Origin of the sequence: Nonomuraea sp. ZG12 (assembly GCF_052068115.1) — a bacterium.
Lineage (GTDB): Bacteria > Actinomycetota > Actinomycetes > Streptosporangiales > Streptosporangiaceae > Nonomuraea.
This window is the reverse complement of the sequence record NZ_JBQHCW010000008.1, coordinates 25,490-49,796: the sequence shown is the minus strand read 5'-3', so window position 1 is coordinate 49,796 and position 24,307 is coordinate 25,490. Positions and strand designations below refer to the sequence as shown.

The following is a 24,307-nucleotide window of genomic DNA, read 5'->3' as shown; positions in this document are numbered from 1 at the left end:
GGGAGCCGCGCGGCCGCTCCCAGCGGCGCAGGAGGTTTGAGATGAGTGAGCCGGCAGGGCCCCCTGAGGAGGCCGTCGCCGTGGCGGCCGCCGTCGCCGGCACCTCCACCACACTGGAGGTGGCGGCCGCGAACCCGTTGCGGGACCCGCGTGACAAGCGGCTGCCGCGGGTGGCGGGGCCGTGCGTGATGGTGCTGTTCGGTGTGACGGGCGACCTGGCCAAGCGCAAGCTGCTGCCGGCGATCTACGACCTGGGCAACCGGGGGCTGCTGCCCCCGGGCTTCTCCCTGGTCGGTTTCGCCAGGCGCGACTGGAAGGACCAGGACTTCGCCAAGCTGACCCATGACGCCGTCAAGGCCCATGCCAGGACCCCCTTCCGCGAGGAGGTCTGGAACCAGCTGCGCGAGGGCATCCACTTCGTGCCGGGCGAGTTCTCCGACGACGGGGCGTTCGACGCGCTGGCGATGGCGCTGCGGGAGATCGACGAGCTGCGGGGCACGGGCGGCAACTATGCCTTCTACCTGTCGGTGCCGCCGAAGTTCTTCCCCGTGGTGGTGGAGCAGCTCCGGCGGACGGGGCTGGCCGACGCGCCCGACGGGTCGTGGCGGCGGGTGGTCATCGAGAAGCCGTTCGGCCATGACCTGAAGTCGGCGCACGAGCTGAACGAGATCACCAACTCCGCCTTCCCGGAGAGCTCGATCTTCCGGATCGACCACTACCTGGGCAAGGAGACGGTCCAGAACATCATGGCGCTGAGGTTCGCCAACAACCTCTACGAGCCGATCTGGAACCGCAGCTTCGTCGACCATGTGCAGATCACCATGGCCGAGGACATCGGCATCGGCGGCCGGGCCGGCTACTACGACGGCATCGGCGCCGCCCGCGACGTGATCCAGAACCACCTGCTCCAGCTGCTGGCGCTGGTGGCGATGGAGGACCCGACCTCCTTCGACGCCGCCGCCCTGCGGCGGGAGAAGGAGAAGGTGCTCAAGGCCGTGCGGCTGCCCGCCGACCTGTCGCTCAACACCTCGCGCGGCCAGTACGCGGCGGGCTGGCAGGGCGGCCAGAAGGTCGTCGGCTACCTGCAGGAGGACGGGATCTCGGTGGAGTCCACCACGGAGACCTACGCCGCGGTCAAGCTGGAGATCGCCAACCGGCGCTGGGCCGGCGTGCCGTTCTACCTGCGCACCGGCAAACGGCTGGGCCGCCGGGTCACCGAGGTGGCCGTGGTGTTCCAGCGGGCGCCGCACCTGCCCTTCAGCAAGGACGACACCGAGATCCTCGGCCAGAACGCGCTGGTGATCAGGGTGCAGCCGGACGAGGGCATCACCGTGCGGTTCGGCTCCAAGGTGCCGGGCACGGCCATGGAGGTGCGTGACGTGTCCATGGACTTCGCCTACGGCGAGTCGTTCCTGGAGTCGTCGCCCGAGGCGTACGAACGGCTGCTGCTCGACGTGATGATCGGCGACCCGCCGCTCTTCCCGCACCAGCGGGAGGTCGAGCTGTCGTGGACGATCCTCGACCCGATCGAGGAGTTCTGGTCCACCCAGGGCCAGCCGGAGCCGTACCCGTCGGGTTCGTGGGGGCCTGCGGCGTCCGACGCGATGATGGCCCGCGACGGGCGCGTCTGGAGGAGGCTGTAAGTGACCACGTTCATGCTGGCCGACACGACGGCAGGCAAGATCTCAAGTCAGCTCACCCAGTTGCGCCACCAGATGGGCGCGCCCGCCGTCGGCATGGTGCTGACGCTGGTCGTGGTCTGTGAGGAGCGCGACCAGTACGACTCGCTGCGCGCCGCCACCGAGGCGGCGCGCGAGCATCCGTCGCGCATCCTGGTGGTGATCAACCGGGAGACCGACGAGGCCAACCGGCTCGACGCCGAGCTGCGCATCGGCGAGTCCTCGCCGGGCGAGACGGTGGTGCTGCGCCTGTACGGCGAGCTCACCGAGCACGCCGACTCCGTGGTCAGCCCGCTGTTGCTGCCCGACACGCCGGTGGTCGCGTGGTGGCCGAGCCGCGCTCCGGAGGTGCCGTCGGCGGACTCGATCGGCATGCTCGCCCAGCGGCGACTCACCGACGCCAGGAACGCCGGCGACGACGGCGTCTCCTTCCTCGCCGACCGGGCCAAGGGCTACGCGCCGGGCGACACCGACCTGGCGTGGGCGCGGCTCACGCCGTGGCGCAGTCTGCTGGCGGCCGCCTTCGACCAGCCCGTGGGCAAGGTGCACGAGGGGATCGTGGAGGCGTCCGCGGGCAACCCGAGCGCGCCGCTGCTGGCGGCCTGGCTGTCGGATCGGCTCGGCGCGGAGATGCGGGTCGGCGCCTCCGACGGCCCCGGCATCACCGCGGTCCGGCTCACGATCGACGACGGGGAGCTGTCGGTGATCCGCGACGACGCCCGTCAGGCGGTGCTGTCCCGCCCCGGGCAGCCCGGCAGGAACGTCGCGCTGGCCCGGCGGCAGCTGTCGGAGCTCCTGGCGGAGGAGCTGCGCCGGCTGGACACCGACGAGATCTACGAGTCCGCGGTCAAGCGCCTGGCGCAGTTGTACCGGCGCTGAGTCCCGGGCGCCGCCGTGCTCGCGCGGCGGCGCCCGGGCATGCCCGAAACGTGAAAGAGTGTTCCAGTGAGCGTTCCCACTGTTGTTGTGCACCGTGACGGCGAAGTGCTGGCCAAGGCCGTGGCGGCGCGGATCATCACCCGGCTGGTCGACGTGCAGTCCGCCACCGGGTCGGCGTCGCTGGTGCTGACCGGAGGCACGGTCGGCACCGCCACGCTGGCGGCGATCCGCGACACGCCCGCCCGAGACGCCGTCGACTGGCGCCGTCTGGACATCTGGTGGGGTGACGAGCGCTTCCTGCCCACCGGTGACCCCGAGCGCAATGAGACCGGGGCCAGGCAGGCGCTGCTCGACCACGTCGACGTCGACCCCGAGCGGGTGCACGTCATGCTCGGCCCCGACTCCGGCCTGTCGGCCGAGGAGTCGGCCGACGCCTACGCCACCGAGCTCCGCAAGGCCTCCCGTCCGGAGGACCACGGCCCGGCGCCCAGCTTCGACGTGATGCTGCTCGGCATGGGCCCCGACGCCCACGTGGCGTCGCTGTTCCCCGGCATGCCGTCGCTCTACGACACCCGTGCCGTGGTGGCGGTGCACGGCGCGCCCAAGCCGCCGCCGACGCGCATCTCGCTGACGCTGCCCGTCATCCAGGCCTCGCGCGAGGTGTGGGTGGTGGCGGCCGGTGACGGCAAGTCCGGTGCCGTACGGCTCGCGCTGTCGGAGTCCGGGCCCGTCCAGGTGCCCGCGGCGGGCGCCCGCGGCCGGGGCCGGACGCTGTTCCTGCTCGACCGCGCCGCCGCCGGGAAGATCCCGCCGGGTCTGGGGCGCATCGCCTCTCCCTGACCGCTCAGGCGGCGGCCAGCGCGTCGATCTCGTCCAGGAGCGCCTGCTTGCGTCCGGCCGGCAGGTAGGACGCCCGGACGCCGTTACGCGCCAGCAGCGTCAGCTCCTGGACGCCGAAGCCGAACACCCGGGCGGCGACCCGGTACTCCTCGCTCAGCGTGGTGGCGAACATGGGCGGGTCGTCGCTGTTGAGCGTGACGAACAGGCCCTCGGCGAGCATGCGCGGCAGCGGGTGGTCCTCCATCCGCCCGACCTGGCCGGTGCACACGTTCGAGGTGGGGCAGACGTCCAGCGGGAGCTGGGTCTCGCGCAGGTGGGCGACCAGGCGCGGGTCGTCGAGGCAGGCGATGCCGTGACCGATGCGCTCGGCGCCCAGCCCCTCGATGACCTCCCAGATGGTCTCCGGGCCCGTCATCTCACCGCCGTGCGGAACGCTGTGCAGCCCGGCCGCCCGCGCCGCGGCGAACGCGTCGCGGAAGACGTCCCTGAACGGCGCCCGGCGCTGCTCGATCCCGCCGATCCCGAAACCTACCAGCGCGGCGGGAGGTTCACCCAGCGCGTGGTCGAGCGTGATCTCTGCCGCCTCCTTCCCGAACTCCGAGGGGATGTCGAAGATGTACGCCATCTCGACGCCGTGCTCGGCCAGGGACTGCTTGGCGGCCAGGTCCAGGGCCTGAGTGATCTCCCGTTTCGGCAGGCCCATGATGTGGTGCGCGTACGGGGTCACCTGCAGTTCCGCGTAGCGGCCCCCTTGGGTGGACAGGTCACGCGCCAGTCCGAGGACCAGGGTCGCCACGTCCTCGGGCTCCCGCACCAGCGCGTTGACGGCGCCGTAGACCTGGGCGAAGTGGGGGAAGTCGCGGAAGGTGTAGAAGGCTCGGAGTTCCTCCTCGCTGGTGGGCACCTGGCTGTCCGGGTGCCGCCGCGACAGCTCCAGCACCGTGGCCACCGAGGCGGAGCCGATCAGGTGCACGTGCAGCTCGACCTTGGGCAGAGCTTGGATGAAGGCGTCGATGGTCATACCGACGACGATAGGGCTGACATTTCGCGTTCGGTAAGCGTTTATGGCGATATCTCACACAAAAATGTCGGTTTTCTGACCGTCGCTCACGGCAGCGTGCCGCCCCTCCTGCTCCACGGCGTCCGACCACGACGGGAACCCGGCCAGAAGCGGCTGTAGGGGCTCCAGCTTGCCCCTGCGGCCCACAGACTCCCAGGTGTCCCGGCCAGGCCATGCCGGAGCGCTGTGGGCCCGCCCAGCGCTCCTGCGACCCCACCCGCCGACCGCTGCCAAGCGCGCCCCTTCGGCAGCCGCTCCCAAGCGCGCCGGCCCCCGGCTTCGGTCGCTGCCGCACGCCTGCTCCCCGGCTTCGGTCGTTGCCGTGCCTGCTCCCCGGCTTCGGTCGTTGCCGTGCCTGCTCCCCGGCTTCGGTTGTTGCCGCACGCTGGCTCCCCGGTTCTACTCTTCCAGCCGTTGCCGGGCGTGCCGCTCCTCGCGCCTGGTCACCTCCAGTCGCTGGGCACTCTCGGCGAGCCGCTTGCGCGCCTTGGCCAGCTTGGCCTCCAGCCTGGCGACCTTGTCCGCGCGTTCGCCGTGCTCCCGCTCGGCCTCGGCCAGCGCCTCACGCCACTCGCGGTGCGCGGCCTCGGCCTCCTGCCGCTCCCTGGCCTTTCGGGCCTCGGCCTCCGCGCGTTTTCCGGCCCGTGCCTCCTCGTCCTCCCCGGTGGGCTTCTTCCGGCCGCCGGGACGTCCGCCCGTAGCGGGCGCCGGGGCGAAGCCGCTGTAGCTGAGCGGCTTGACCAGCCGGCCGCGCCGTACCTCCTCGGCGGCGTCGGCGTCCACCACGGCGGCGTCGAGCGTCTGGTCCACCTCGGCCGCGGCGGCGGCCGAGACGTCGCCGCCCTGCCTGATCAGCCTGGCGAGCCTGCCGGTCACCTCGCCGCGCCGCCGGGTCAGCTCCGCCAGCGCCTCGGCGTCCTGCGCCTGCCAGGCCGCACGCAGTTCCTGGCCCACGGAGAGCAGTTCGTCCAGTTCGCCCGGATGCTCACGGGCGACCCGGTTCACCGCCCAGGCCGAGACCGTGGGCCTGCGCAGCCCGGCGATCCGCCGGGCCAGCGCGGCGTCGCCCGCCTGCTTGGCCGCGGCTGCCTCCGCGGCACGGGCGGCGGTGAACTCCGAAGGCGGGAGCGCGTACAACCGGCCTGCCACCTCGTCAAGATCCACACAGGTCAGATACCCCACCTGGGCGGGTTTCTAGCGCATGGCGCAGGCCCCCACGCGAACTCCGATCGCCCCCGCAGGGTCGCCGTCCTCACCCAGGAGGAAGCGCGGCCGATGAGGATCGGACCGACGCCACCGCTCCGACCGGCAGCCGGGCCTCCACGACGCCGGGGTCCTCGGTGTAGTTGAGGGGTGCGCCCAGCGAGATCAGCAGCCGGCGCATCCGGACGTTGTCCGACAGCATGGTGGCCTTCACCTCGGCGTAGCCCCGGTCGCGCGCCTCGCGCACCAGCATCCGGGCCAGCACCTGGCCCAGACCGCGCCCCTGCCAGCGGTCCTCGACCAGGAAGGCCATCTCGGCGACGCCGGGATCGGCGGTGAAGAACAGGTTGGCCAGCCCCACCACCTGTCCGTCGTTCCCCGCCACCAGGGAGTATCCCCGGCTGCGGTCACAGAGCCGGTCGAACAGGCGCGGCGGCAGCGTGGGCATGGCGGTGAAGTAGCGGAACCTGCGCGCCTCCGGCGAGCACCTGTCGTGCAGGTCGCGTACGGACTCGCGGTAGATGGAGGTGAGCGGCCGGATGGTGATCTCGGCGCCGTCGACCAGCTTGACCGGGCTCTCGCCTGCGGCCTGCTCCACCGGCGGCTGGGCGAGCCGGGCGAAGGAGGCCGCCCTGGCCGCCTCGGTCAGGGTGAAGGGCAGCTCGGCGCGGCGCAGTCGTACGGCACGCCTCGGCGCGACGGGCACCACGAGCTGCGTCGGGTCGGGAAGATCGCTCACCGCCTCACCATAGATCCACCTGGCGTCGTCGGCGCGCAGCAGCTCGGCCAGGAGCTCGGGCAGCCGCCAGGGCATGGCGCGCAGCCTGGAGGCGAGCAGCAGCGCGCGGGTGGGCTCGTCGGTCAGCTCGTGCGCGGTCGCGGGGACCACCTGGACCCGGCGGCCCCCGGCCGCCTCCAGGGCCTCGCGCACGGCTTCGGGGTGTGCGGGGATGTCGGCGACGAACTCGTCGACGGTGCCGTCGCTGTCGGACTGGACGCTCAGGCCGAGGATGTTGCCACCCCGGGCGGCCAGGGCCGCGGCGAGGGAGGCGAGCCGTCCCGGCCGCTCGTCGACCGTGGTGCGGATGCGCATGAATCCCATAGGAGAAGGATGCCGGGTGCCTGTTACGGTGCCGCTAACGTCATGTTTCGTCGCGGAATTCGTACCGAGATGCGCAAACTTATCCGGATATAGCAGGATATGGCGTCATGAGCGCGCGAGTTCCCTTGTCACCCGGATACGTCAATGGCGATGTGGCCTTCTGGTACCGCTCCTCCGGCGTGCCCACCCCCGGCCCGCCGCTCGACCGGGACCTCCAGGCCGACGTGGCCGTCGTCGGCGCCGGCTACACCGGGCTGTGGACGGCCTACTACCTCAAGCAGGCCCGTCCCTCGCTGGAGGTGGTGGTGCTGGAGCAGGAGTTCGCCGGGTTCGGCGCCTCCGGCCGCAACGGCGGCTGGCTCACCGGCGACCTGGCCGGCTCGCACGAGCGGTACGCCAGGACGCACGGGGCCGAAGAGGCCAGGCGGCTGCAGCGGGAGATGTACGCCTCCATCGACGAGGTGATCGCCGTCTGCGAGAAGGAGGGCATCGACGCCGACATCGTCAAGGACGGCGTCGTCAACGTGGCGCGCACCACCGCCCAGGCGGCCCGGCTGCGGGCCTCGGTCTCGGCCGCCCGCGCCTGGGGCAGCACCGAGCAGGACCTGCGGCTGGTGGAGCCCGGCGAGCGCCTCCAGGTGGCCGGAGCCGTCGCCGCCACCTGGAGCCCGCACTGCGCCCGCATCCAGCCGGCCAAGCTCGCCCAGGGCCTGGCGCAGGCCGTACGCGACCTGGGGGTGACGATCTACGAGGGGACACCCGTCACGCGCATCACCCCGCACCTGGCGCGGACCCCGTACGGCACGGTGCGCGCGCGGCATGTGATCCGCGCCACCGAGGGCTTCACCGCGCGACTGCCGGGGCTGCGGCGGCAGTGGCTGCCGATGAACAGCTCCATGATCGTCACCGAGCCGCTGCCCGCTTCGTTCTGGGAGTCGACCGGCTGGCACGGCGCCGAACTGCTCGGCGACCTCGCGCACTACTACATGTACGCCCAGCGCACCGCCGACGACCGGATCGCCTTCGGCGGCCGGGGCAAGCCCTACCTGTACGGCTCCCGCGTCGACGCCCGCGGCCACACCCACGAGCGGACGGTCGAGGCCCTGTGGGACCTCCTGACGGACTTCTTCCCGGCGGCGGCCTCCTCCAGCGTGGCGCACACCTGGTCGGGCGTGCTCGGCGTGCCGCGCGACTGGTGCTCGGCCGTGCACCTGGACCCGGCGACCGGGCTCGGCTGGGCCGGCGGCTACACCGGTCACGGGGTGACCACCACCAACCTGGCCGGTCGTACCCTGCGCGACCTGATCCTGGGCGAGCGGACGTCGCTCACGACGCTGCCGTGGGTGGGGCGCGAGGTGCGGGCGTGGGAGCCGGAGCCGCTGCGCTGGCTGGGTGTGCACGCGATGTACCGCCTCTACCGGGTGGCCGACCACCGGGAACGCTCCATGCCCCGCACGTCCGTGCTGGCCCGGCTGGCCGACCGGATCACCGGCCACTGACCATCCGCTCCGGGCATGATGGGCGGCACCGAGATGGGAGACACCCCTGTGGACATCCTTTTCAGAGGCGGACGCGTGTTCACCGCCACGGACGGCTTCGCCGAGGCCGTCCTGGTGCGGGACGGGACCATCGCCGCCGTCGGCGCCGAGCGGGAGCTCGCCCGGCTCACCGCCGCGTACGACATCGTGGACCTGGACGGCGGGCTGCTCGTGCCGGGGTTCACCGACGCGCACCTGCACCCCGTCCAGGCGGGTCTCGAGCGCGCCAGATGCGACCTGTCGGAGCTGTACGGACTCGGCGACTACCTCGACGCCGTGGCCGCCTACGCCGAGGCGAATCCCGGCAAGGAGTGGATCGACGGCGGCGGCTGGGACATGACGGCGTTCCCCGGCGGGCTGCCCCGGCGCGAGCAGCTCGACTTCCTCGACCGGCCGGTCTACCTGATCCAGCGCGACCACCATGCCGCCTGGGTCAACAGCCGGGCGCTGGAGCTGGCCGGGGTCACCAGGGACACGCCGGACCCGGCCGACGGGCGGATCGAGCGCGACGCCGACGGCGCCCCCAGCGGCGTCCTGCACGAGGGCGCGATGGACCTGGTGGGCCTGCTCACGCCCCGGCCCACCGCCGAGGACCTCGACGCGGCCCTGGCCGACGCCGAGCGTCACCTGCTGTCCCTGGGCATCACCGGCTGGCAGGACGCGATCGTGGGCTCGTACGCGGGCTCCGACGACCAGCTCCCCACCTACCTGTCGGCGGCGCGCTCGGGGCGGCTGCGGGCGCGGGTGGTGGGCGCGTTGTGGTGGGACAGGACCCGCGGCCTGGAGCAGATCGACTCCCTGGTGGCGCGCCGGGCCTCCGCCGAGGGGCTGGACCGCTTCGCGGCGACCTCGGTGAAGATCATGCAGGACGGCATCACGGAGAACTTCACCGCCGCCACGCTGGAGCCCTACTGCCGCTGCGGCGGCACGGGCCTGTCGTACGTGGACCCGGCCAAGCTCAAGGAGTACGTCGCGGAGCTGGACCGGCTGGGCTTCCAAGTGCATTTCCACGCGATCGGCGAGCGGGCGGTGCGTGAGGCGCTGGACAGCTTCGAAGGCACCGACCCGGCCAACCGGCACCACATCGCGCACCTGCAGATCATCGAGCCGTCGGACGTGCCGCGCTTCGCCGCGCTCGGTGTCACCGCCAACCTGCAGCCGCTGTGGGCCACCCACCACGCGCAGATGGACGAGCTGACGCTGCCCTTCCTCGGCGAGCCCCGTTCGTCGTGGCAGTATCCGTTCGCTGACCTGCTGGCGCACGGCACCTCGTTCTGCGCGGGCAGCGACTGGCCGGTGTCGACCGCCGACCCGCTGCAGGCCATGCACGTGGCGGTGAACCGCACCGAACCGGGCAGCTCGGTGCACGCGGACTACCCGACGGCGCGGACACCGTTCCTGCCGGAGCAGCGCATCGACCTGGCGACCGCGATGACCGCCTACACGGCGGGCTCGGCCTGGATCAACCGCTCCCCCGCCGGCGTGATCGAGCCGGGCCGCCCGGCGGACCTGGTGGTGCTGGACCGCGACCCGTTCGCGCTGCCCGCCGCGGAGATCTGGACCACCGGGGTCCGCATGACCTTCATCGACGGCGTCCCCGTCCACGAACGGCCGTAGCACAACAGCGTGGCCCCGGCGACAACGGTCGCCGGGGCCACGCTCACGTACGGTCCTACCAGGGGGACTTGTTGTTGCGCAGACGCTCCAGCGCTTCCTCGAGGATCGCCTTGCCGTCCTTGTCGCTCCTGCGCTCCTTCACATACGCCAGGTGCGTCTTGTACGGCTCGTTCCGGGGCGGGGCAGGCGGGGCCGCCTCGTCCTGACCGGCCGGGAGCCCACAACGCGGACAGTCCCAAAGCTCGGGAACCGCCGCGTCGCTGGCGAAGCTGGGGCGCGTCTCATGCATGTTGGCGCACCAGAACGAGACCCGCACTCTCGGAGCTGCCTCGCCGCGCTCGGCCTCCCCCATAGGGCCGGCGCCGACTCGGCTGCCACGGATCGCGTTGCCACTACCCACGGATGAACTCCTCGCTCGATCGCCCCGTGAGACACGGGGGGAGAATCACTGTCACGCGTTTACTTGGCCTCTCAGGGCCTGACGACCAGGCCCAGAGCGATGATGCAGACGAACCAGACCACGCCCGTGATGACGGTCAGCCGGTCGAGGTTGCGCTCCACCACCGAGGAACCACCGAAGTTCGACGAGAAGCCACCGCCGAACATGTCAGACAGGCCGCCTCCCTTGCCCTTGTGGAGCAGGACGAGAAGGATCATGAGAAGACTCGCCAGGGCGACGGCGATGGAGATTCCGAGTTCCACGGTATGCCTGTTCCTTCAATGCTCTGTTACGCGTGACGATTCAAACTTGCTTCTTGAGGGTACGGCCTGTTGTCAAGTCGCACCCCCAGAACGACTCAGTTAGCCAGGCATATCGGAGAAACGGCAGATTCGCACGAGCTCCGGGGCATCGATGCTGGCACCGCCCACGAGCGCGCCATCGACGTCCTGTTGCGCCATGATCCCCGCTATGTTTCCTGACTTGACCGAGCCTCCGTAAAGGATACGGACTGACGAGGCCACTTCGGCGTCGTAGAGCTCCGCGAGTCGCACTCGCAGCGCCCCGCAGACCTCCTGGGCGTCCTCGGGGGTGGCCACCTCGCCGGTACCGATCGCCCATACCGGCTCGTAGGCCACCACCATCGATTTTGCCTGATCGGCGGAGACCTTGCGCAGGCCGCCGTCGAGCTGGCCCAGCGTGTGCGCGATCTGACCGCCCGCCTGGCGCACCTCCAGCCCCTCGCCCACGCAGAGGATGGGGGTGAGCGAGTGGCGCAGGGCCGCCTGCACCTTGGCGTTGACCAGGTCGTCGTCCTCACGGTGGTACTGACGCCGCTCGGAGTGGCCGGCCAGCACGAACGTGCAGCCCAGCTTGGCCAGCATGGCGCCGGACACCTCACCGGTGTAGGCGCCGGCGTCGTGCGCGGACAGGTCCTGGGCGCCGTAGAGGATGCGCAGCTTGTCGCCGTCGATGAGCGTCTGCACGCTGCGCAGGTCCGTGAACGGCGGCAGGACCGCGATCTCCACCTTGTCGAAGTCCTTGTCGTTGAGCGCGAAGGCCATCTTCTGGACCAGCGCGATCGCCTCAAGGTGGTTGAGGTTCATCTTCCAGTTGCCGGCGATGAGCGGCTTTCTCAAGTCAGTCCTCCAAGGCGGCGAGTCCGGGCAAGGTCTTGCCCTCGAGGTATTCCAGGCTCGCCCCGCCACCGGTGGAGATGTGGGAGAAGCCGTCTTCTGCCAGGCCCAGCCTGCGCACGGCCGCCGCCGAGTCGCCGCCGCCCACCACGGTGAAGGCGTCGGAGGCGATCAGCGCCTCGGCCACCGCCCGGGTGCCGCCGGCGAACGCCTCGAACTCGAACACGCCCATGGGGCCGTTCCAGAAAACGGTCCTGGCGTCGGCCAGCTTGGCCGCGAACAGCTCCCGGGTCTCGGGCCCGATGTCGAGCCCCTCCCGGTCGGCCGGGATGCGGGTGGCGTCCACGACGTCGTACGGCGCGTCCTCGGCGAAGCCGGTGGCGGCCAGCACGTCGACGGGCAGCACCAGGTCGACGCCGCGCTTGGCCGCCTCGTCGAGGAAGCCGCGCACCTGGTCGAGCTGGTCGGCCTGCAGCAGTGAGTTGCCCACCTCGTGGCCCTGGGCCGCGAGGAAGGTGTAGGCCATGCCGCCGCCGACGAGGAGCCTGTCGACCTTGGTGAGCAGGTTGGCGATGACGCCGAGCTTGTCGCTGACCTTGGCGCCGCCGAGCACGACCACGTAGGGCCGCTCGGTGTCGTCGGTGAGCTTGCGCAGCACCTCCACCTCGGCCACGACCAGCCCGCCCGCCGCGTGCGGCAGCAGCGCGGGCACGTCGTAGACGCTGGCGTGCTTACGGTGCACGGCGCCGAAGCCGTCACCCACGTAGAGCTCGGCCAGCGCCGCCAGCCTCTCGGCGAACGCACGGCGGGTGGCGTCGTCCTTGGACTCCTCACCCGGCTCGTAGCGCAGGTTCTCCAGCAGGGCCACCTGGCCCTCCTGGAGGCCCGCCACGGTGCTCTGCGCGCCCGGCCCCGCCACGTCGGTGGCGAAGGCCACGTCCTGGCCGAGCAGCTCGCCCAGGCGCCGGGCCACCGGCCGCAGCGAGAACTCGGGCTTCGGCCGGCCCTTGGGCCTGCCGAGGTGGGCGCAGACGATGACCTTCGCCCCGGCCTCGGCCAGGGCGGTGATCGTGGGCACGGAGGCGCGGATGCGCCCGTCGTCGGTGATCGTCTCACCGTCGAGCGGCACGTTGAGGTCGGCGCGCACGAGCACGCGCCGGCCCTTGACGTCGAGATCGTCCAGCTTGCGCAACTAAGCTCCTCCCGTCCGCTCGGACGGCCCGGTGCGGCGGCCTCCGGTCACAGGTCCTTGCCCACCAGCTCGATGAGGTCGGCGAGGCGGTTGGAGTAGCCCCACTCGTTGTCGTACCAGCCGACGACCTTCACCTGGTTGCCGATGGCCTTGGTCAGGCCGGCGTCGAAGATGCAGGAGGCCGGGTCGGTGACGATGTCGGAGGAGACGATCGGGTCCTCGGTGTAGCTGATGATGCCCTTGAGCGGCCCCTCGGCGGCGGCCTTGACCGCGGCGTTGACCTCGTCGGCGGTGACCTCGCGGCCGAGGTCGACGGTGAGGTCGGTGGCCGAGCCGGTGGGGATCGGCACGCGCATCGCGAAGCCGTCGAGCTTGCCCTTGAGCTCGGGCATGACCAGGCCGATGGCCTTGGCGGCGCCGGTGGAGGTGGGCACCACGTTGAGCGCGGCGGCGCGGGCGCGGCGCAGGTCCTTGTGCGGGCCGTCCTGCAGGTTCTGGTCCGCCGTGTAGGCGTGGATGGTGGTCATCAGACCCCTCTCGATGGTGAAGGTGTCGTGGATCACCTTCGCCATCGGGGCCAGGCAGTTGGTGGTGCAGGAGGCGTTGGAGACGATGGTGTGCCGCGCCGGGTCGTAGGCGCCGTGGTTGACGCCCATCACGACGGTGACGTCCTCGTTCTTCGCCGGGGCGGAGATGATGACCTTCTTGGCGCCGTTGTCGACGTGCGCCCTGGCCTTGTTGGCGTCAGTGAACAGGCCCGTGGACTCCACGACCACGTCCACCCCGAGGTCACCCCAGGGCAGCTTGCCCGGATCGCGCTCCGCGAAGACCTTGATGGCCTTGCCGTCCACGGTGATCTCGTCGCTGGAGGCCTTCACCTCGTACGGCAGACGGCCCAGGATGCTGTCGTACTTCAGCAGGTGGGCCAGCGTCGCATTGTCGGTCAGGTCATTGACCGCGACGATCTCGATGTCCTTGCCACTGGCGGCGACCGCGCGCCAGAAGTTGCGACCGATGCGGCCGAAGCCGTTGACGCCTACGCGGATGCTCACGGAACCGATCTCCTCGTACGTGATGGCGGACTACTTACCTCAACCATCGAACCCTATCGGAACCAAATTGGTTTAGACCACTGCAACCCCCGCCTTGGGAATCGCTGTTCAGGAGGCATAGTTTGCGTGGTTCGAGTAAAGTGCCCGACTCGTCGGAGTAAATTAGGCATTCTCTGGGGGCTGAGATGTCACACAAGGGGTCCGGCCTGCTACGCGGACTGATCATCGGGTTGATCGCGGCGTTACTGACGGCGGCGGCATACGGCACGTGGCTCTTCTACCGCGTCCAACTGCCCTACGACGTCCGGTGGCTCGGCGGCGGCGACGTGCTGCCCGCCGCCGGCGCCTTCGTCGTCGGGCTCGTGACCGCTCTCGCGCACTGGGTGGCGCGGGCGCGGAGTCTCCTCCTGCCGTTCAGCGCGGCGCTCTACGCGCTGCTGGCCATGGCGCTCAGCTTCATCGGCGGCCAGACCGCCTACATCATCATCACCGTAGGCTTTCCGGTTGACACCTCGGAGAGAATCCTGCGCGTCCTGGCGGACGCGGCGTTGGGGGTCACGACCTCGTTCCGGGTCTCACCCGACCATTGGCGGGATCTGTCCATCGCCGCGGGCACCGCCCTGCTCCTCACCCTGCTGCGCGTGCTGCGCCTGCGCCGCCGCGCACGACTCGCCCAGGCCGCCGCCGAAGAGGAGACGCCCGCGGACCGGGAGGCCGATTACCGCGCTCCCTTCGAGCCGCTCCAGGCCGCCAAGCCCGCCGCCGCCCCGCCCAACCTCTTCAGCCCGCCCGACCGCGGCGAGGCCTGACCTCACCCTCCCGTACGAATTCCGTACAGGAGGGTGAGTACGGCAGGGACCGGGCGGCCGTGGCCGCAGGCACGGCGCGTCGCAGGTCAGGACGACAGCATGTCGACCGTGAGGTTGGCCTCGGTGTTGGGGACGCCGAGGTCGGAGGCGCGCTTGTCGGCCATGGCCAGCAGCCGCCTGATCCGGCCCGCGATGGCGTCCTTGGTCAGCGGCGGGTCGGCGATCTGCCCCAGCTCCTCCAGAGACGCCTGCTTGTGCTCCACCCGCAGCCGCCCGGCCACCACGAGGTGCTCGGGCGCCTCATCACCGAGGATCTCCAGCGCGCGCTGCACCCTCGCGCCCGCCGCGACCGCCGCGCGGGCCGAGCGGCGCAGGTTGGCGTCGTCGAAGTTGGCGAGGCGGTTGGCGGTGGCCCGGACCTCGCGGCGCATCCGCCGCTCCTCCCAGGCCAGCACGCTGTCGTGCGCGCCGAGCCGGGTGAGCAGTGCGCTGATGGCGTCGCCGTCACGCACCACGACGCGGTCCACGCCGCGCACCTCACGGGCCTTGGCGTGGATCTTGAGCCGCCGGGCGGAGCCCACCAGGGCCAGCGCGGCCTCCGGCCCCGGGCAGGTGACCTCCAGGGACATGGACCGCCCCGGCTCGGTGAGCGAGCCGTGCGCGAGGAAGGCCCCCCGCCAGGCCGCCTCCGCGTCACAGGCCGCGCCCGCCACCACCTGGCGCGGCAGCCCCCGCACCGGCCGCCCGTGGTTGTCGATCAACCCCGTCTGGCGGGCGAGCGCCTCGCCGTCGCGGTAGACGCGCACCACGTAACGCGAGCCCTTGCGCAGCCCGGCGGGCGCGAGCACGAGCACTTCCGCCTTGTGGCCGAACACCTCGCCGATGTCCTTGATCAACCGCCGTGCGGTCGCGTTGGTGTCAAGCTCCGCCTCGATCACGATGCGCCCGCCCACGAGATGCAGGCCGCTGGCGAACCGCAGCAGCGTGGACACCTCCGCCTTGCGGCAGCAGGGCTTGAGCACCGGCAGGCGGCTCAGCTCGTCCTTCACCACACCCGTCATCGCCATAAGCGTTAGTCCTCCCCCATTCAGACCGGCTCACAGCAGTCTCTCGCACCTTTCCGCCGCGCCGACCAGGATCAACGCTTCTGGAGGAAAATCTCGTCCAGGACGGAGGCAAGACGTCGTGGGTCATGCCGGGGCGAGCCGTCGGAGGCGGCCACGTCGGCCATGACCAACCGCGCGCCGAACCCGGCGGCGGCCTTGTCAAGGGCGTCGGGGTCGTCGACCACCCCGGCGTCGGCGAGCACGACGTCCAGCGACAGGCCCGGGGCGTGCTGTCTGAGCACCTCCAGGTGCTGCTGCGGGGAGAAGTCGTCGGTCTCGCCCGGCTGCGGCGCGAGGTTGAGCGTGACGAGCCGCTGGGCCCGCGTCCGGTGCAGCGCCCTGGCGAGCTCGGGCACCTTGAGGTGCGGCAGCACGCTGGTGAACCATGAGCCCGGCCCGAACACCACCCAGTCGGCCTCCAGCACCGCCTCGACGGCCTCCGGCCGCGCGGGCGGATCCTCGGGCACCAGGGTGACCGACTGCACCCGGCCGGCGGTCTGCGCGCACGCCACCTGGCCGCGCACCGTGGAGATCACCCCGTCGAGCTCCACCTGGGCGACGATGTCGAGCGGCACCGACGCCATCGGCAGCACCCGGCCGTGCGCGCCGAGCAGCCGCCCCACCCAGTCGAGCCCGGCGACGGGGTCGCCGAGCAGCTCCCACAGCGCCACGATGAGCAGGTTGCCCACGGCGTGCCCGTGCAGGTCGCCCTCGCTGCGGAAACGATGCTGGACGACCTCGCTCCAGGTGCTGCCCCACTCGTCGTCGCCGCACAGCGCCGCCAGCGCCATCCGCAGGTCACCGGGGGGCAGCACGCCGAGCTCGCGCCTGAGCCTGCCGCTGGAGCCGCCGTCGTCGGCGACGGTCACCACCGCGGTCAGCGCGTCGGTCACCACGCGCAGGGCCGACAACGAGGCGTAGAGGCCGTGCCCGCCGCCCAGCGCGACCACCTTCGGACCGCCGGGCGGATCCTGCGTCCTGGACGAGATCCGGCTTAACTCGCTCGCGGCCGCGCCGAGGCGTTCATCGGTCACTCCCGCCCCACATCCCGGTGACTCACCTGGACCTCCATGCCGCGGTCGCGCAGGCGGGCGGCTATCTGCTCGGACATGGCCACGCTGCGGTGCTTGCCACCCGTGCAGCCGACGGCGAGCGTGGCGTAGCTCTTGCCCTCGCGCGCGTAGCCCCCCGCGATGACCTTGAGGACCTCCTCGTAGGCGTCGAGGAACTCCTTGGCGCCGGGCTGGCCGAGCACGTAGTCGCGCACGGACGGATCCATGCCGTTCATCGGCCGCAGCTCCGGCACCCAGTGCGGGTTGGGCAGGAACCGGCAGTCGACCACGAGGTCGGCGTCGACCGGCAGGCCGTACTTGAACCCGAAGGACACCACGTTGACCCGCAGGCCGGGCCGGTGGTCGCCGCCGAAGTAGGCGACGATCCTGCCGCGCAGCTCGTGCACGTTGTGCGCGGAGGTGTCGATGACCAGGTCGGCGTTGGCGCGCACCTCGCGCAGGATGCCGCGCTCGCGGGCGATGCCGTCGACCAGCCGGCCCTCGCCCTGCAGCGGGTGGGGGCGGCGCACGTTCTCGAAGCGGCGCACCAGCTCCTCGTCACTGGCCTCCAGGAAGACCACGCGCACCTTGACGCCACGGCCCTCGAGCTCCTCGATGGCGGCGTTGAGGTCGGTGGTGAAGGCCAGGCTGCGCACGTCCACGACGGCGGCGACCTTGTCGGCCGCCAGCTTGACCTTGCCGGCCTCCTCGGCCATGGCGAACAGCAGCCCCGGTGGCAGGTTGTCGATGACGAACCAGCCGAGGTCCTCCAGGGCCTTGGCCGCGGTGCTCCGCCCAGCCCCCGACATGCCGGTGACGATGACGAACGCCGGCTCGGTGGTGTTCACTGTCCATCCCCCTTCAGGGTCGACACGATCACGTCGGCGGTGGCCGGGCCGATGCCCGGGACCTCGCAGATCTGCTCCGCGGTGGCCTCGCGCAGTTTCTTCACCGAGCCGAAGTGCTTGAGCAGCGCCTGACGGCGCGCCGGTCCGAGGCCGGGCACGCTGTCGAGCGCGCTCTCCTTCACGGACTTGGACCTCTTGGCTCGATGGTAGGTGATGGCGAACCTGTGTGCTTCGTCTCTGACACGTTGCAGCAGGTAGAGGCCCTCGCTTGAACGGGGCATGATCACCGGTTGGTCGTCGCCCGGCAGCCACACCTCCTCCAGCCGCTTGGCCAGGCCGACCACGGCGACGTCGTCGATGCCGAGCTCGTCCAGGGCGCGCTGCGCGGCGGCGGCCTGCGGCCCGGCGCCGTCGACCACGACCAGATTAGGCGGGTAGGCGAACTTGCGCGGCTTGCCCGTCTCCGGGTCGATGGGACCGTGGGCGTCGTCCTCGGCGGCCAGCTCGCCGGTCGCGGAGCGCTCCTCCAGATAGCGCCGGAACCGGCGCATGATGACCTCGTGGATGGAGGCGACGTCGCCTTCCTTGGACTTGACGGCGAAACGCCGATACTCGCCCTTACGGGCCAGGCCGTCCTCGAACACCACCATCGAGGCCACGACGTTCTCGCCCTGGAGGTGGGAGACGTCGTAGCACTCGATGCGCAGCGGCGCCTGCTCCAGGTCGAGCGCGTCGGCGATCTCCTGCAGCGCCTTGCTGCGCGTGGTCAGGTCGCCGGCCCGGCGGATCTTGTGCTGGGCGAGCGACTCCTTGGCGTTGCGCTCGACGGTCTCCATCAGCGACTTCTTGTCGCCGCGCTGCGGCACGCGCACGTCCACCCGGGCGCGGCGCTGCTCCGACAGCAGCTCGACGACCGCCTCGGCATCCGGCGGCAGCGTCGGCACGAGGACCTCGCGGGGCATCGACTCGGCGCCCGCCTCGCCGTACATCTGCAGCAGGAACTGCTCGACCAGCTCGCCGGGCGTGACCTCGTCGACCTTGTCCACCACCCAGCCGCGCTGGCCGCGGATGCGGCCGCCGCGCACGTAGAACACCTGGACGGCGGCTTCGAGCGGGTCCTCGGCGAGCGCGATCACGTCGGCGTCGGTGGCCTCGCCCAGCACCACCGCCTGCTTCTCCAGCGCCCGCTGCAGTGCCTGGATGTCGTCGCGCAGGCGGGCGGCGCGCTCGTACTCCTGCTTGGCGGCGGCCGCGCGCATGTCCTGTTCGAGGCGCTTGATGAAGCGGGTGGTGTTACCGCCCATGAAGTCGCAGAAGTCCTCGGCCAGGTCGCGGTGCTCCTCCTCGCTGACCCTGCCGACGCACGGGGCCGAGCACTTGTCGATGTAGCCCAGCAGGCACGGACGGCCGATCTGCCCGGCCCGCCGGAACACCCCGGCGCTGCACGTGCGCACCGGGAAGACGCGCAGCAGCAGGTCGACGGTCTCGCGGATGGCCCAGGCGTGGGAGTAGGGGCCGAAGTAGCGGGTGCCCTTGCGCTTGGCGCCGCGCAGCACCTGCACGCGCGGGAAGTCCTCGCCCATGGTGACCGCGAGGTAGGGGTAGGACTTGTCGTCGCGGTACTTCACATTGAAGCGCGGGTCGAACTCCTTGATCCAGGAGTATTCGAGCTGCAACGCCTCCACCTCGGTGCCGACGACGGTCCAGTCGACGTCCGCGGCGGTGGTCAGCATGGACTGGGTGCGCGGGTGCAGGGCGGAGAAGTCGGCGAAGTAGGAGTTGAGCCGCTGCCGCAGACTCTTGGCCTTGCCGACGTAGATCACTCGGCCGTGGGCGTCCTTGAACCGGTAGACCCCGGGTGAATCGGGGATGGAGCCTGGTCTGGGCCGGAAACTCAAGGGGCTGCCCGCTGATCTCGCCACGATTCCAGCCTAATGGCCCGCACCGACAAGGAAGCCCGCCGTACCTTCGAGCCAGGTACGGCGGGCGGAGCGGAAGCGTACGGGTCAGGCGAGCGTGATCTGGTCGCCGTCCACCTTGATCTCCTGCGCGGGGAGCGGCTTGGTCGCCGGACCCTGCGTCACCGAACCATCCTCGATCTTGAACTTGCTGCCGTGGCACGGGCAGTCGATGAGCCCGTTCTCGATGCTGGCCACCGCGCAGCCCTGGTGGGTGCAGCTCGCGCTGAACGCCTTGAACTCACCCTCCGTCGGCTGGGTGACCACGATCTTCTGCTCTTTGAAGATCTTGCCGCCGCCGACGGGGATGTCGGCGGTCTTTGCCAGTCCCTCGGCGGCCGCGGGGGCACTCGACGTGGCCGGCGCACTGGCCGCCGGCTCACTCGTCGCGGGCGCGGCGGTCGTGGTCTCACCGCCCGCGCCACACGCGGTCAACGCCAGCGCCAGGCCGCCCGCGCCGACGCCCGCGAACACCGTTCTACGACTCTTAAGGTCATCTCCCATGCGGCACAGCCAAGCGTACGCACCTGAGAAATTGATGAATATCGCCTTACGCGAGCCTGATCTTGCCGTCCGCCACCTTGATCTGCTTCTCCTCCAGCGGCTCACCGGCGGGCCCCTTGGCCACGGAGCCGTCCTCGATCTTGAACTGGCTGCCGTGGCAGGGGCAGTTGATCACACCGTTGGAAATGCTGGCCACCGTGCAGCCCGCATGGGTGCAGGTCGCGCTGAAGGCCTTGAACTCGCCCTCCGTCGGCTGGGTGATCACCAGCTTCTGGCCCTCGAATATCTTGCCGCCACCCGTGGGAATGTCACTGGTATCGGCGAGCGCCTTCGGCGCCTTGGCCTTCTTCGTCGGCGCGGCCGACGACTCCTCGTCGCCGGCGGGCTCCTCGGCCGGATCCGCCACCACCGTGGTGGGCGAGCCGTAGCTGGCGCACGCTGTCAGAACTGCGGCCAGCCCGGCGCCTCCGGCTCCGAACACCACCGCGCGGCGCGTCGATTCGGTCATGGTGCGTCCTCCCAGGTATTGGGTTTCACTTCAGGTACGTCTCCCGCCCTGACCCGGGTTCAGCGTGCCGTGACCCAATCCCGCGCACTACGCAGAATTACCCGTTCACACCACCACGATGCCGTCGCCCTCGACCTTGACCTGGTAGGCGACCAGCGACCTGGTCGCGGGGCCCGTCATCACCTTGCCCGTGTCGGCGGCGAACTCGCTGCCGTGACACGGGCACCTCAGCACGTTGTCCCGCGGCGCGCCGACCGCGCACCCGCGATGCGGGCAGGCGGAGCCGAACGCCTTGTAGACGCCCTTCGACGGCTGCGTCACCACGATCTTCCACTTGCGCACCACCGTGCCGCCGCCGACGGGCACGTCGGCGGTCTTCGCGATCACCTGTCCCTTGATCCCGGCCACGGGCTTGGCCTCGGCGTCGCCGGCGCCGCACCCGGCGAGCGCCAGCCCGCAGGCCGCGACCCCGGTCGCCCCCAGCGCCTCGCGCCGCCCGACCGCGGGCATGGCGGAGCCCCCCTCAGTAACCGTCATCGCCGCTGACCCCTCCGCGTCCCCGCTGACCCCGTGCAGGTCAGGCCGTTACCGTCCCTTCACCCTAGGGGCGGCACCCCTCGGTCCCGTAAGCGGGTGGCAAGACCCCACGGCCTCACGCGGCACGGCCCCTGACGAGCTCCCAGGTGCCCTTTCTCCCGTACGTCTCCTCAAGTCTGCAGGGATCTAGACAGACAGGATCTTGCGCAGGAAGCGTCCCGTGTGGCTCTCGTCCACCAGGGCGACCTCCTCCGGCGTGCCGGCCGCGACCAGGGAGCCGCCGCGTGAGCCGCCCTCGGGCCCCATGTCGATGACCCAGTCGGCCGTCTTGATGACGTCGAGGTTGTGCTCGATGACGATGACCGAATTGCCGCCGTCGACCAGCCGCCCGAGCACCCCGAGCAGCCTGCGGATGTCCTCGAAGTGCAGGCCCGTGGTGGGCTCGTCGAGGACGTAGATGGTCCGCCCGGTCTGCCGGCGCTGCAGCTCGGAGGCGAGCTTGACGCGCTGCGCCTCGCCGCCGGACAGCGTGGTGGCCGGCTGGCCGAGCCGTACGTAGCCCAGGCCGACGTCGTTGAGCGTCTGCAGGTGGCGCTTGATCGCCGGGATGGCGTCGAAGAAAGCGAGCCCCTCCTCGATCGGCATGTCGAGGATCTCGGCGATCGTCTTGCCCTTGTAGTGGACCTCCAGCGTCTCCCGGTTGTAGCGGGCGCCGTGGCAGACCTCGCAGGGGACGTAGACGTCGGGCAGGAAGTTCATCTCGATCTTGATGGTGCCGTCGCCGGAGCACGCCTCGCAGCGGCCGCCCTTGACGTTGAAGCTGAACCTGCCGGGTTGGTAGCCGCGCACCTTGGCCTCGGCGGTGGCGGCGAACAGCTTGCGCACGTGGTCGAACACGCCGGTGTAGGTAGCCGGGTTGGACCTCGGGGTGCGGCCGATCGGCGACTGGTCGACGTGCACGACCTTGTCGACCTGGTCCATGCCGTTGATGCGCGCGTGGCGGCCGGGCACCGTGCGGGCGCCGTTGAGCTCCTTGGCCAGCGCGTTGTAGAGGATGTCGTTGACCAGCGTGGACTTGCCGGAGCCGGACACGCCGGTGACCGCGGTGAACACGCCGAGCGGGAAGTCGATGTCGACACCCTGGAGGTTGTGCTCGCGCGCGCCCTTGACGGTGATCTGGCGCTTCCTGTCGCGCTTACGGCGCTTGGCGGGGATCGGGATGCTCCTGCGACCGGACAGGTACTGGCCGGTCATGGACTCCTCGCTGGCCAGCAGCTCCTGCACCGTGCCGGAGACGACGACCTGGCCGCCGTGCTCGCCGGCGCCCGGGCCGATGTCGACCACCCAGTCGGCGGCGGCGATGGTGTCCTCGTCGTGCTCGACCACGATCAGCGTGTTGCCCATGTCGCGCAGCCTGATGAGCGTGTCGAGCAGGCGCATGTTGTCGCGCTGGTGCAGGCCGATGGAGGGCTCGTCGAGCACGTAGAGGACGCCGACCAGGCCGGAGCCGATCTGCGTGGCCAGCCGGATGCGCTGCGCCTCGCCGCCGGCCAGGGTGGCGGCGGCGCGGTCCATGGTGAGGTAGTCGAGGCCGACGTCGAGCAGGAAGCCCATCCGGGCGTTGATCTCCTTGACCACCCGCTCGGCGATGTGCATGTCGCGCTCGGACAGCTTGAGCGCGGCCAGGAACTTCGCGCACTCACCGATCGACATGCCCGCCACGTCGGCGATCGACTTGTCGGCCACCGTGACGGCCAGCGTGACCGGCTTGAGCCTGGCCCCCTTGCAGGCCGGGCAGGGGATCTCGCGCATGTAGCCTTCGAACCGCTCGCGGGTCGCGTCGCTCTCCGCCTCGGCGTGCCGGCGCTGCACCCACGGGATGACGCCCTCGAAGGTGGTGTAGTAGGAGCGCTGGCGGCCGTAGCGATTGCTGTAGCGGACGTGCACCTGCTCGTCGTGGCCGAACAGCAGCGATTTCTGCGCCTTCTTGGGCAGCTTCTCCCACGGCGTCGCGAGGGTGAAGCCCATGGTGTGGCCGAGCGCCTCGACGAGACGGACGAAGTATTCGCTGGTGTGGCCGCCCGACCAGGGGTGCAGCGCGCCCTCGCCGAGCTCGCGCTCGGGGTCGGGCACGACCAGGTCCGGGTCCACCTCCATCTTCGTGCCGAGGCCGGTGCACTCGGGGCAGGCGCCGAACGGCGAGTTGAAGGAGAACGAGCGCGGCTCCAGCTCCTCGAACGACAGATCGTCGTAGGGGCAGTAGAGGTGCTCGGAGTAGAAGCGCTCGCGGCCGGGGTCGCCCTCCGGCAGGTCGACGAACTCCAGCGTGATCGTGCCGCCGGACAGCTGCAGCGCGGTCTCGACCGAGTCGGTCAGCCTGCGCCGCGCCGAATCCTTGACCGACAGGCGGTCGACGATGACCTCGATGTCGTGCTTCTCGTACTTCTTGAGCGTCGGCGGCTCCTCCAGCCGGACCACGGTGCCGTCGACCCTGGCGCGGGCGAAGCCCTTGGTCTGCAGCTCGCGGAACAGCTCGCCGTACTCGCCCTTACGGCCTCTGACGACCGGGGCCAGCACCTGGAACCGGGTGCCCTCCTCCAGGTCCATCACCCGGTCGACGATCTGCTGCGGGGTCTGCCTGGCGATCGGGCGGGCGCAGACCGGGCAGTGCGGCTTGCCGATGCGGGCCCACAGCAGCCGCAGGTAGTCGTAGACCTCGGTGATCGTGCCGACGGTGGAGCGAGGGTTCTTGCTCGTCGCCTTCTGGTCGATCGACACCGCCGGCGACAGGCCCTCGATGAAGTCGACGTCGGGCTTGTCCATCTGGCCGAGGAACTGGCGCGCGTACGCCGACAGTGACTCCACATAACGGCGCTGGCCCTCGGCGAAGATCGTGTCGAAGGCCAGGCTCGACTTGCCGGAGCCGGACAGGCCGGTGAAGACGATCAGAGCGTCTCGCGGCAGGTCCAGCGAGACGTCCTTGAGGTTGTGCTCTCGTGCACCACGCACGATCAGGCGGTCTGCCACGGTGATCCCGGATGTCGAAAGGCGGATAGGTCCACGGGGGATGGTAGACGGGGGGTCCGACAATTTCGGCAGGGCCGCATACGGCCTGGCGGAAATCCGTCCCTCTCAGGTTACGGCCTACTCCCACCCCGACAGGAGGCCTTGCTCATTCAACCCCGCGACCTGCCCGTTTATGCCCCTCACCGGCGGCCGGGCCGGTCATGCCCAACCTGATCACAGAT

22 protein-coding genes are annotated in these 24,307 nt (G+C 70.8%); 6 read left to right on the top strand and 16 right to left on the bottom strand.

All coding sequences use genetic code 11. The features are described 5' to 3' along the window. The first annotated feature begins 41 nt into the window (after window positions 1-41). The 3 genes from zwf to pgl all read left to right on the top strand — a co-directional run bounded on the left by zwf (window position 42) and on the right by pgl (window position 3,398). A complete protein-coding gene (gene zwf, locus ACTMTF_RS22940; protein WP_441112525.1) occupies window positions 42-1,643 on the top strand; it encodes a glucose-6-phosphate dehydrogenase in 1,602 nt (533 codons plus the stop codon). Then, entirely contained in the window at window positions 1,644-2,558 is a 915-nt protein-coding gene (locus tag ACTMTF_RS22935; protein WP_441112524.1) for a glucose-6-phosphate dehydrogenase assembly protein OpcA, read from the top strand. Window positions 2,559-2,624: 66 nt separating this feature from the next. Then, a complete protein-coding gene (gene pgl / locus ACTMTF_RS22930) occupies window positions 2,625-3,398 on the top strand; it encodes a 6-phosphogluconolactonase (RefSeq protein WP_397013406.1) in 774 nt (257 codons plus the stop codon). Between the two features lie 4 nt (window positions 3,399-3,402). On the opposite strand, the gene add is transcribed toward pgl, so the two are convergent. From add to ACTMTF_RS22915, 3 genes are all read right to left on the bottom strand, one after another. Next, window positions 3,403-4,419 (bottom strand): adenosine deaminase, encoded by a 1,017-nt coding sequence (gene add, locus ACTMTF_RS22925; RefSeq protein ID WP_441112523.1) that lies wholly within the window; start codon window positions 4,417-4,419, stop codon window positions 3,403-3,405. Window positions 4,420-4,857: 438 nt separating this feature from the next. Beyond that, entirely contained in the window at window positions 4,858-5,622 is a 765-nt protein-coding gene (locus ACTMTF_RS22920) for a hypothetical protein (RefSeq protein ID WP_441112522.1), read from the bottom strand. Window positions 5,623-5,710: 88 nt separating this feature from the next. Continuing rightward, entirely contained in the window at window positions 5,711-6,763 is a 1,053-nt protein-coding gene (locus tag ACTMTF_RS22915) for an N-acetyltransferase family protein (protein WP_441112521.1), read from the bottom strand. Window positions 6,764-6,870: 107 nt separating this feature from the next. Between ACTMTF_RS22915 and ACTMTF_RS22910 the strand changes: the two genes are divergently transcribed. Then, complete coding sequence (locus tag ACTMTF_RS22910; RefSeq protein WP_441112520.1) at window positions 6,871-8,262, top strand: NAD(P)/FAD-dependent oxidoreductase; 1,392 nt, start codon at window positions 6,871-6,873, stop codon at window positions 8,260-8,262. 75 nt (window positions 8,263-8,337) lie between these two features. Further along, window positions 8,338-9,918: an amidohydrolase gene (locus ACTMTF_RS22905; protein WP_441112519.1), complete on the top strand. Its 1,581-nt coding sequence runs from the start codon at window positions 8,338-8,340 to the stop codon at window positions 9,916-9,918. A 55-nt stretch (window positions 9,919-9,973) separates the two neighbouring features. Here the strand turns inward: ACTMTF_RS22905 and ACTMTF_RS22900 are convergent, their stop codons facing one another. From ACTMTF_RS22900 to gap, 5 genes are all read right to left on the bottom strand, one after another. Next, on the bottom strand, window positions 9,974-10,318 hold the full coding sequence (locus ACTMTF_RS22900; RefSeq protein ID WP_189140373.1) for an RNA polymerase-binding protein RbpA: 345 nt from the start codon (window positions 10,316-10,318) through the stop codon (window positions 9,974-9,976). A gap of 71 nt (window positions 10,319-10,389) precedes the next feature. After that, window positions 10,390-10,620 carry a preprotein translocase subunit SecG gene (gene secG / locus ACTMTF_RS22895; protein WP_397013414.1) on the bottom strand — a complete coding sequence of 77 codons (231 nt, stop codon included), beginning with the start codon at window positions 10,618-10,620 and terminating at the stop codon, window positions 10,390-10,392. A gap of 99 nt (window positions 10,621-10,719) precedes the next feature. Beyond that, on the bottom strand, window positions 10,720-11,496 hold the full coding sequence (tpiA, locus tag ACTMTF_RS22890; protein WP_441112518.1) for a triose-phosphate isomerase: 777 nt from the start codon (window positions 11,494-11,496) through the stop codon (window positions 10,720-10,722). A gap of 1 nt (window position 11,497) precedes the next feature. Next, window positions 11,498-12,685 carry a phosphoglycerate kinase gene (locus ACTMTF_RS22885; RefSeq protein ID WP_441112517.1) on the bottom strand — a complete coding sequence of 396 codons (1,188 nt, stop codon included), beginning with the start codon at window positions 12,683-12,685 and terminating at the stop codon, window positions 11,498-11,500. A 47-nt stretch (window positions 12,686-12,732) separates the two neighbouring features. Beyond that, entirely contained in the window at window positions 12,733-13,737 is a 1,005-nt protein-coding gene (gap, locus tag ACTMTF_RS22880) for a type I glyceraldehyde-3-phosphate dehydrogenase (protein WP_397013419.1), read from the bottom strand. Window positions 13,738-13,922: 185 nt separating this feature from the next. On the opposite strand from gap, the gene ACTMTF_RS22875 reads away from it, so the two are divergent. Further along, a complete protein-coding gene (locus ACTMTF_RS22875) occupies window positions 13,923-14,546 on the top strand; it encodes a hypothetical protein (RefSeq protein ID WP_441112516.1) in 624 nt (207 codons plus the stop codon). Window positions 14,547-14,632: 86 nt separating this feature from the next. Here ACTMTF_RS22875 and whiA read toward each other — a convergent pair whose 3' ends face one another. The 8 genes from whiA to uvrA form a co-directional block, all read right to left on the bottom strand. Next, the gene (gene whiA / locus ACTMTF_RS22870) at window positions 14,633-15,613 is read right to left on the bottom strand and encodes a DNA-binding protein WhiA (RefSeq protein WP_397013423.1); all 981 of its coding nucleotides are present in this window, start codon (window positions 15,611-15,613) and stop codon (window positions 14,633-14,635) included. A gap of 71 nt (window positions 15,614-15,684) precedes the next feature. Then, window positions 15,685-16,602, bottom strand: coding sequence for a uridine diphosphate-N-acetylglucosamine-binding protein YvcK (locus tag ACTMTF_RS22865; protein ID WP_397013486.1), 918 nt, complete (start codon window positions 16,600-16,602; stop codon window positions 15,685-15,687). A gap of 80 nt (window positions 16,603-16,682) precedes the next feature. Continuing rightward, window positions 16,683-17,552, bottom strand: coding sequence for an RNase adapter RapZ (rapZ, locus tag ACTMTF_RS22860; RefSeq protein ID WP_397013425.1), 870 nt, complete (start codon window positions 17,550-17,552; stop codon window positions 16,683-16,685). After that, entirely contained in the window at window positions 17,549-19,450 is a 1,902-nt protein-coding gene (gene uvrC / locus ACTMTF_RS22855) for an excinuclease ABC subunit UvrC (protein ID WP_441112774.1), read from the bottom strand. The genes rapZ and uvrC overlap by 4 nt, the downstream gene beginning before the upstream one ends. A 108-nt stretch (window positions 19,451-19,558) precedes the next feature. Further along, the gene (locus ACTMTF_RS22850; RefSeq protein WP_441112515.1) at window positions 19,559-20,014 is read right to left on the bottom strand and encodes a Rieske (2Fe-2S) protein; all 456 of its coding nucleotides are present in this window, start codon (window positions 20,012-20,014) and stop codon (window positions 19,559-19,561) included. A gap of 46 nt (window positions 20,015-20,060) precedes the next feature. Next, window positions 20,061-20,522, bottom strand: a complete 462-nt coding sequence (locus ACTMTF_RS22845; protein WP_441112514.1) for a Rieske (2Fe-2S) protein — start codon at window positions 20,520-20,522, stop codon at window positions 20,061-20,063. 105 nt (window positions 20,523-20,627) lie between these two features. Continuing rightward, window positions 20,628-21,059 (bottom strand): Rieske (2Fe-2S) protein, encoded by a 432-nt coding sequence (locus ACTMTF_RS22840; RefSeq protein ID WP_441112513.1) that lies wholly within the window; start codon window positions 21,057-21,059, stop codon window positions 20,628-20,630. Window positions 21,060-21,245: 186 nt separating this feature from the next. After that, window positions 21,246-24,086, bottom strand: coding sequence for an excinuclease ABC subunit UvrA (uvrA, locus tag ACTMTF_RS22835; RefSeq protein WP_441112512.1), 2,841 nt, complete (start codon window positions 24,084-24,086; stop codon window positions 21,246-21,248). Window positions 24,087-24,307 lie beyond the last annotated feature (221 nt).

What these genes read in the sequence shown, in the direction of transcription:
- ACTMTF_RS22840 (WP_441112513.1), bottom strand. Translation starts at nt 21,059, where the DNA reads ATGACGGTTACTGAGGGGGGCTCCGCCATGCCCGCGGTCGGGCGGCGC.
- add (WP_441112523.1), bottom strand. Translation starts at nt 4,419, where the DNA reads ATGACCATCGACGCCTTCATCCAAGCTCTGCCCAAGGTCGAGCTGCAC.
- ACTMTF_RS22850 (WP_441112515.1), bottom strand. Translation starts at nt 20,014, where the DNA reads ATGGGAGATGACCTTAAGAGTCGTAGAACGGTGTTCGCGGGCGTCGGC.
- ACTMTF_RS22915 (WP_441112521.1), bottom strand. Translation starts at nt 6,763, where the DNA reads ATGGGATTCATGCGCATCCGCACCACGGTCGACGAGCGGCCGGGACGG.
- ACTMTF_RS22875 (WP_441112516.1), top strand. Translation starts at nt 13,923, where the DNA reads ATGTCACACAAGGGGTCCGGCCTGCTACGCGGACTGATCATCGGGTTG.
- whiA (WP_397013423.1), bottom strand. Translation starts at nt 15,613, where the DNA reads ATGGCGATGACGGGTGTGGTGAAGGACGAGCTGAGCCGCCTGCCGGTG.
- ACTMTF_RS22910 (WP_441112520.1), top strand. Translation starts at nt 6,871, where the DNA reads ATGAGCGCGCGAGTTCCCTTGTCACCCGGATACGTCAATGGCGATGTG.
- zwf (WP_441112525.1), top strand. Translation starts at nt 42, where the DNA reads ATGAGTGAGCCGGCAGGGCCCCCTGAGGAGGCCGTCGCCGTGGCGGCC.
- ACTMTF_RS22845 (WP_441112514.1), bottom strand. Translation starts at nt 20,522, where the DNA reads ATGACCGAATCGACGCGCCGCGCGGTGGTGTTCGGAGCCGGAGGCGCC.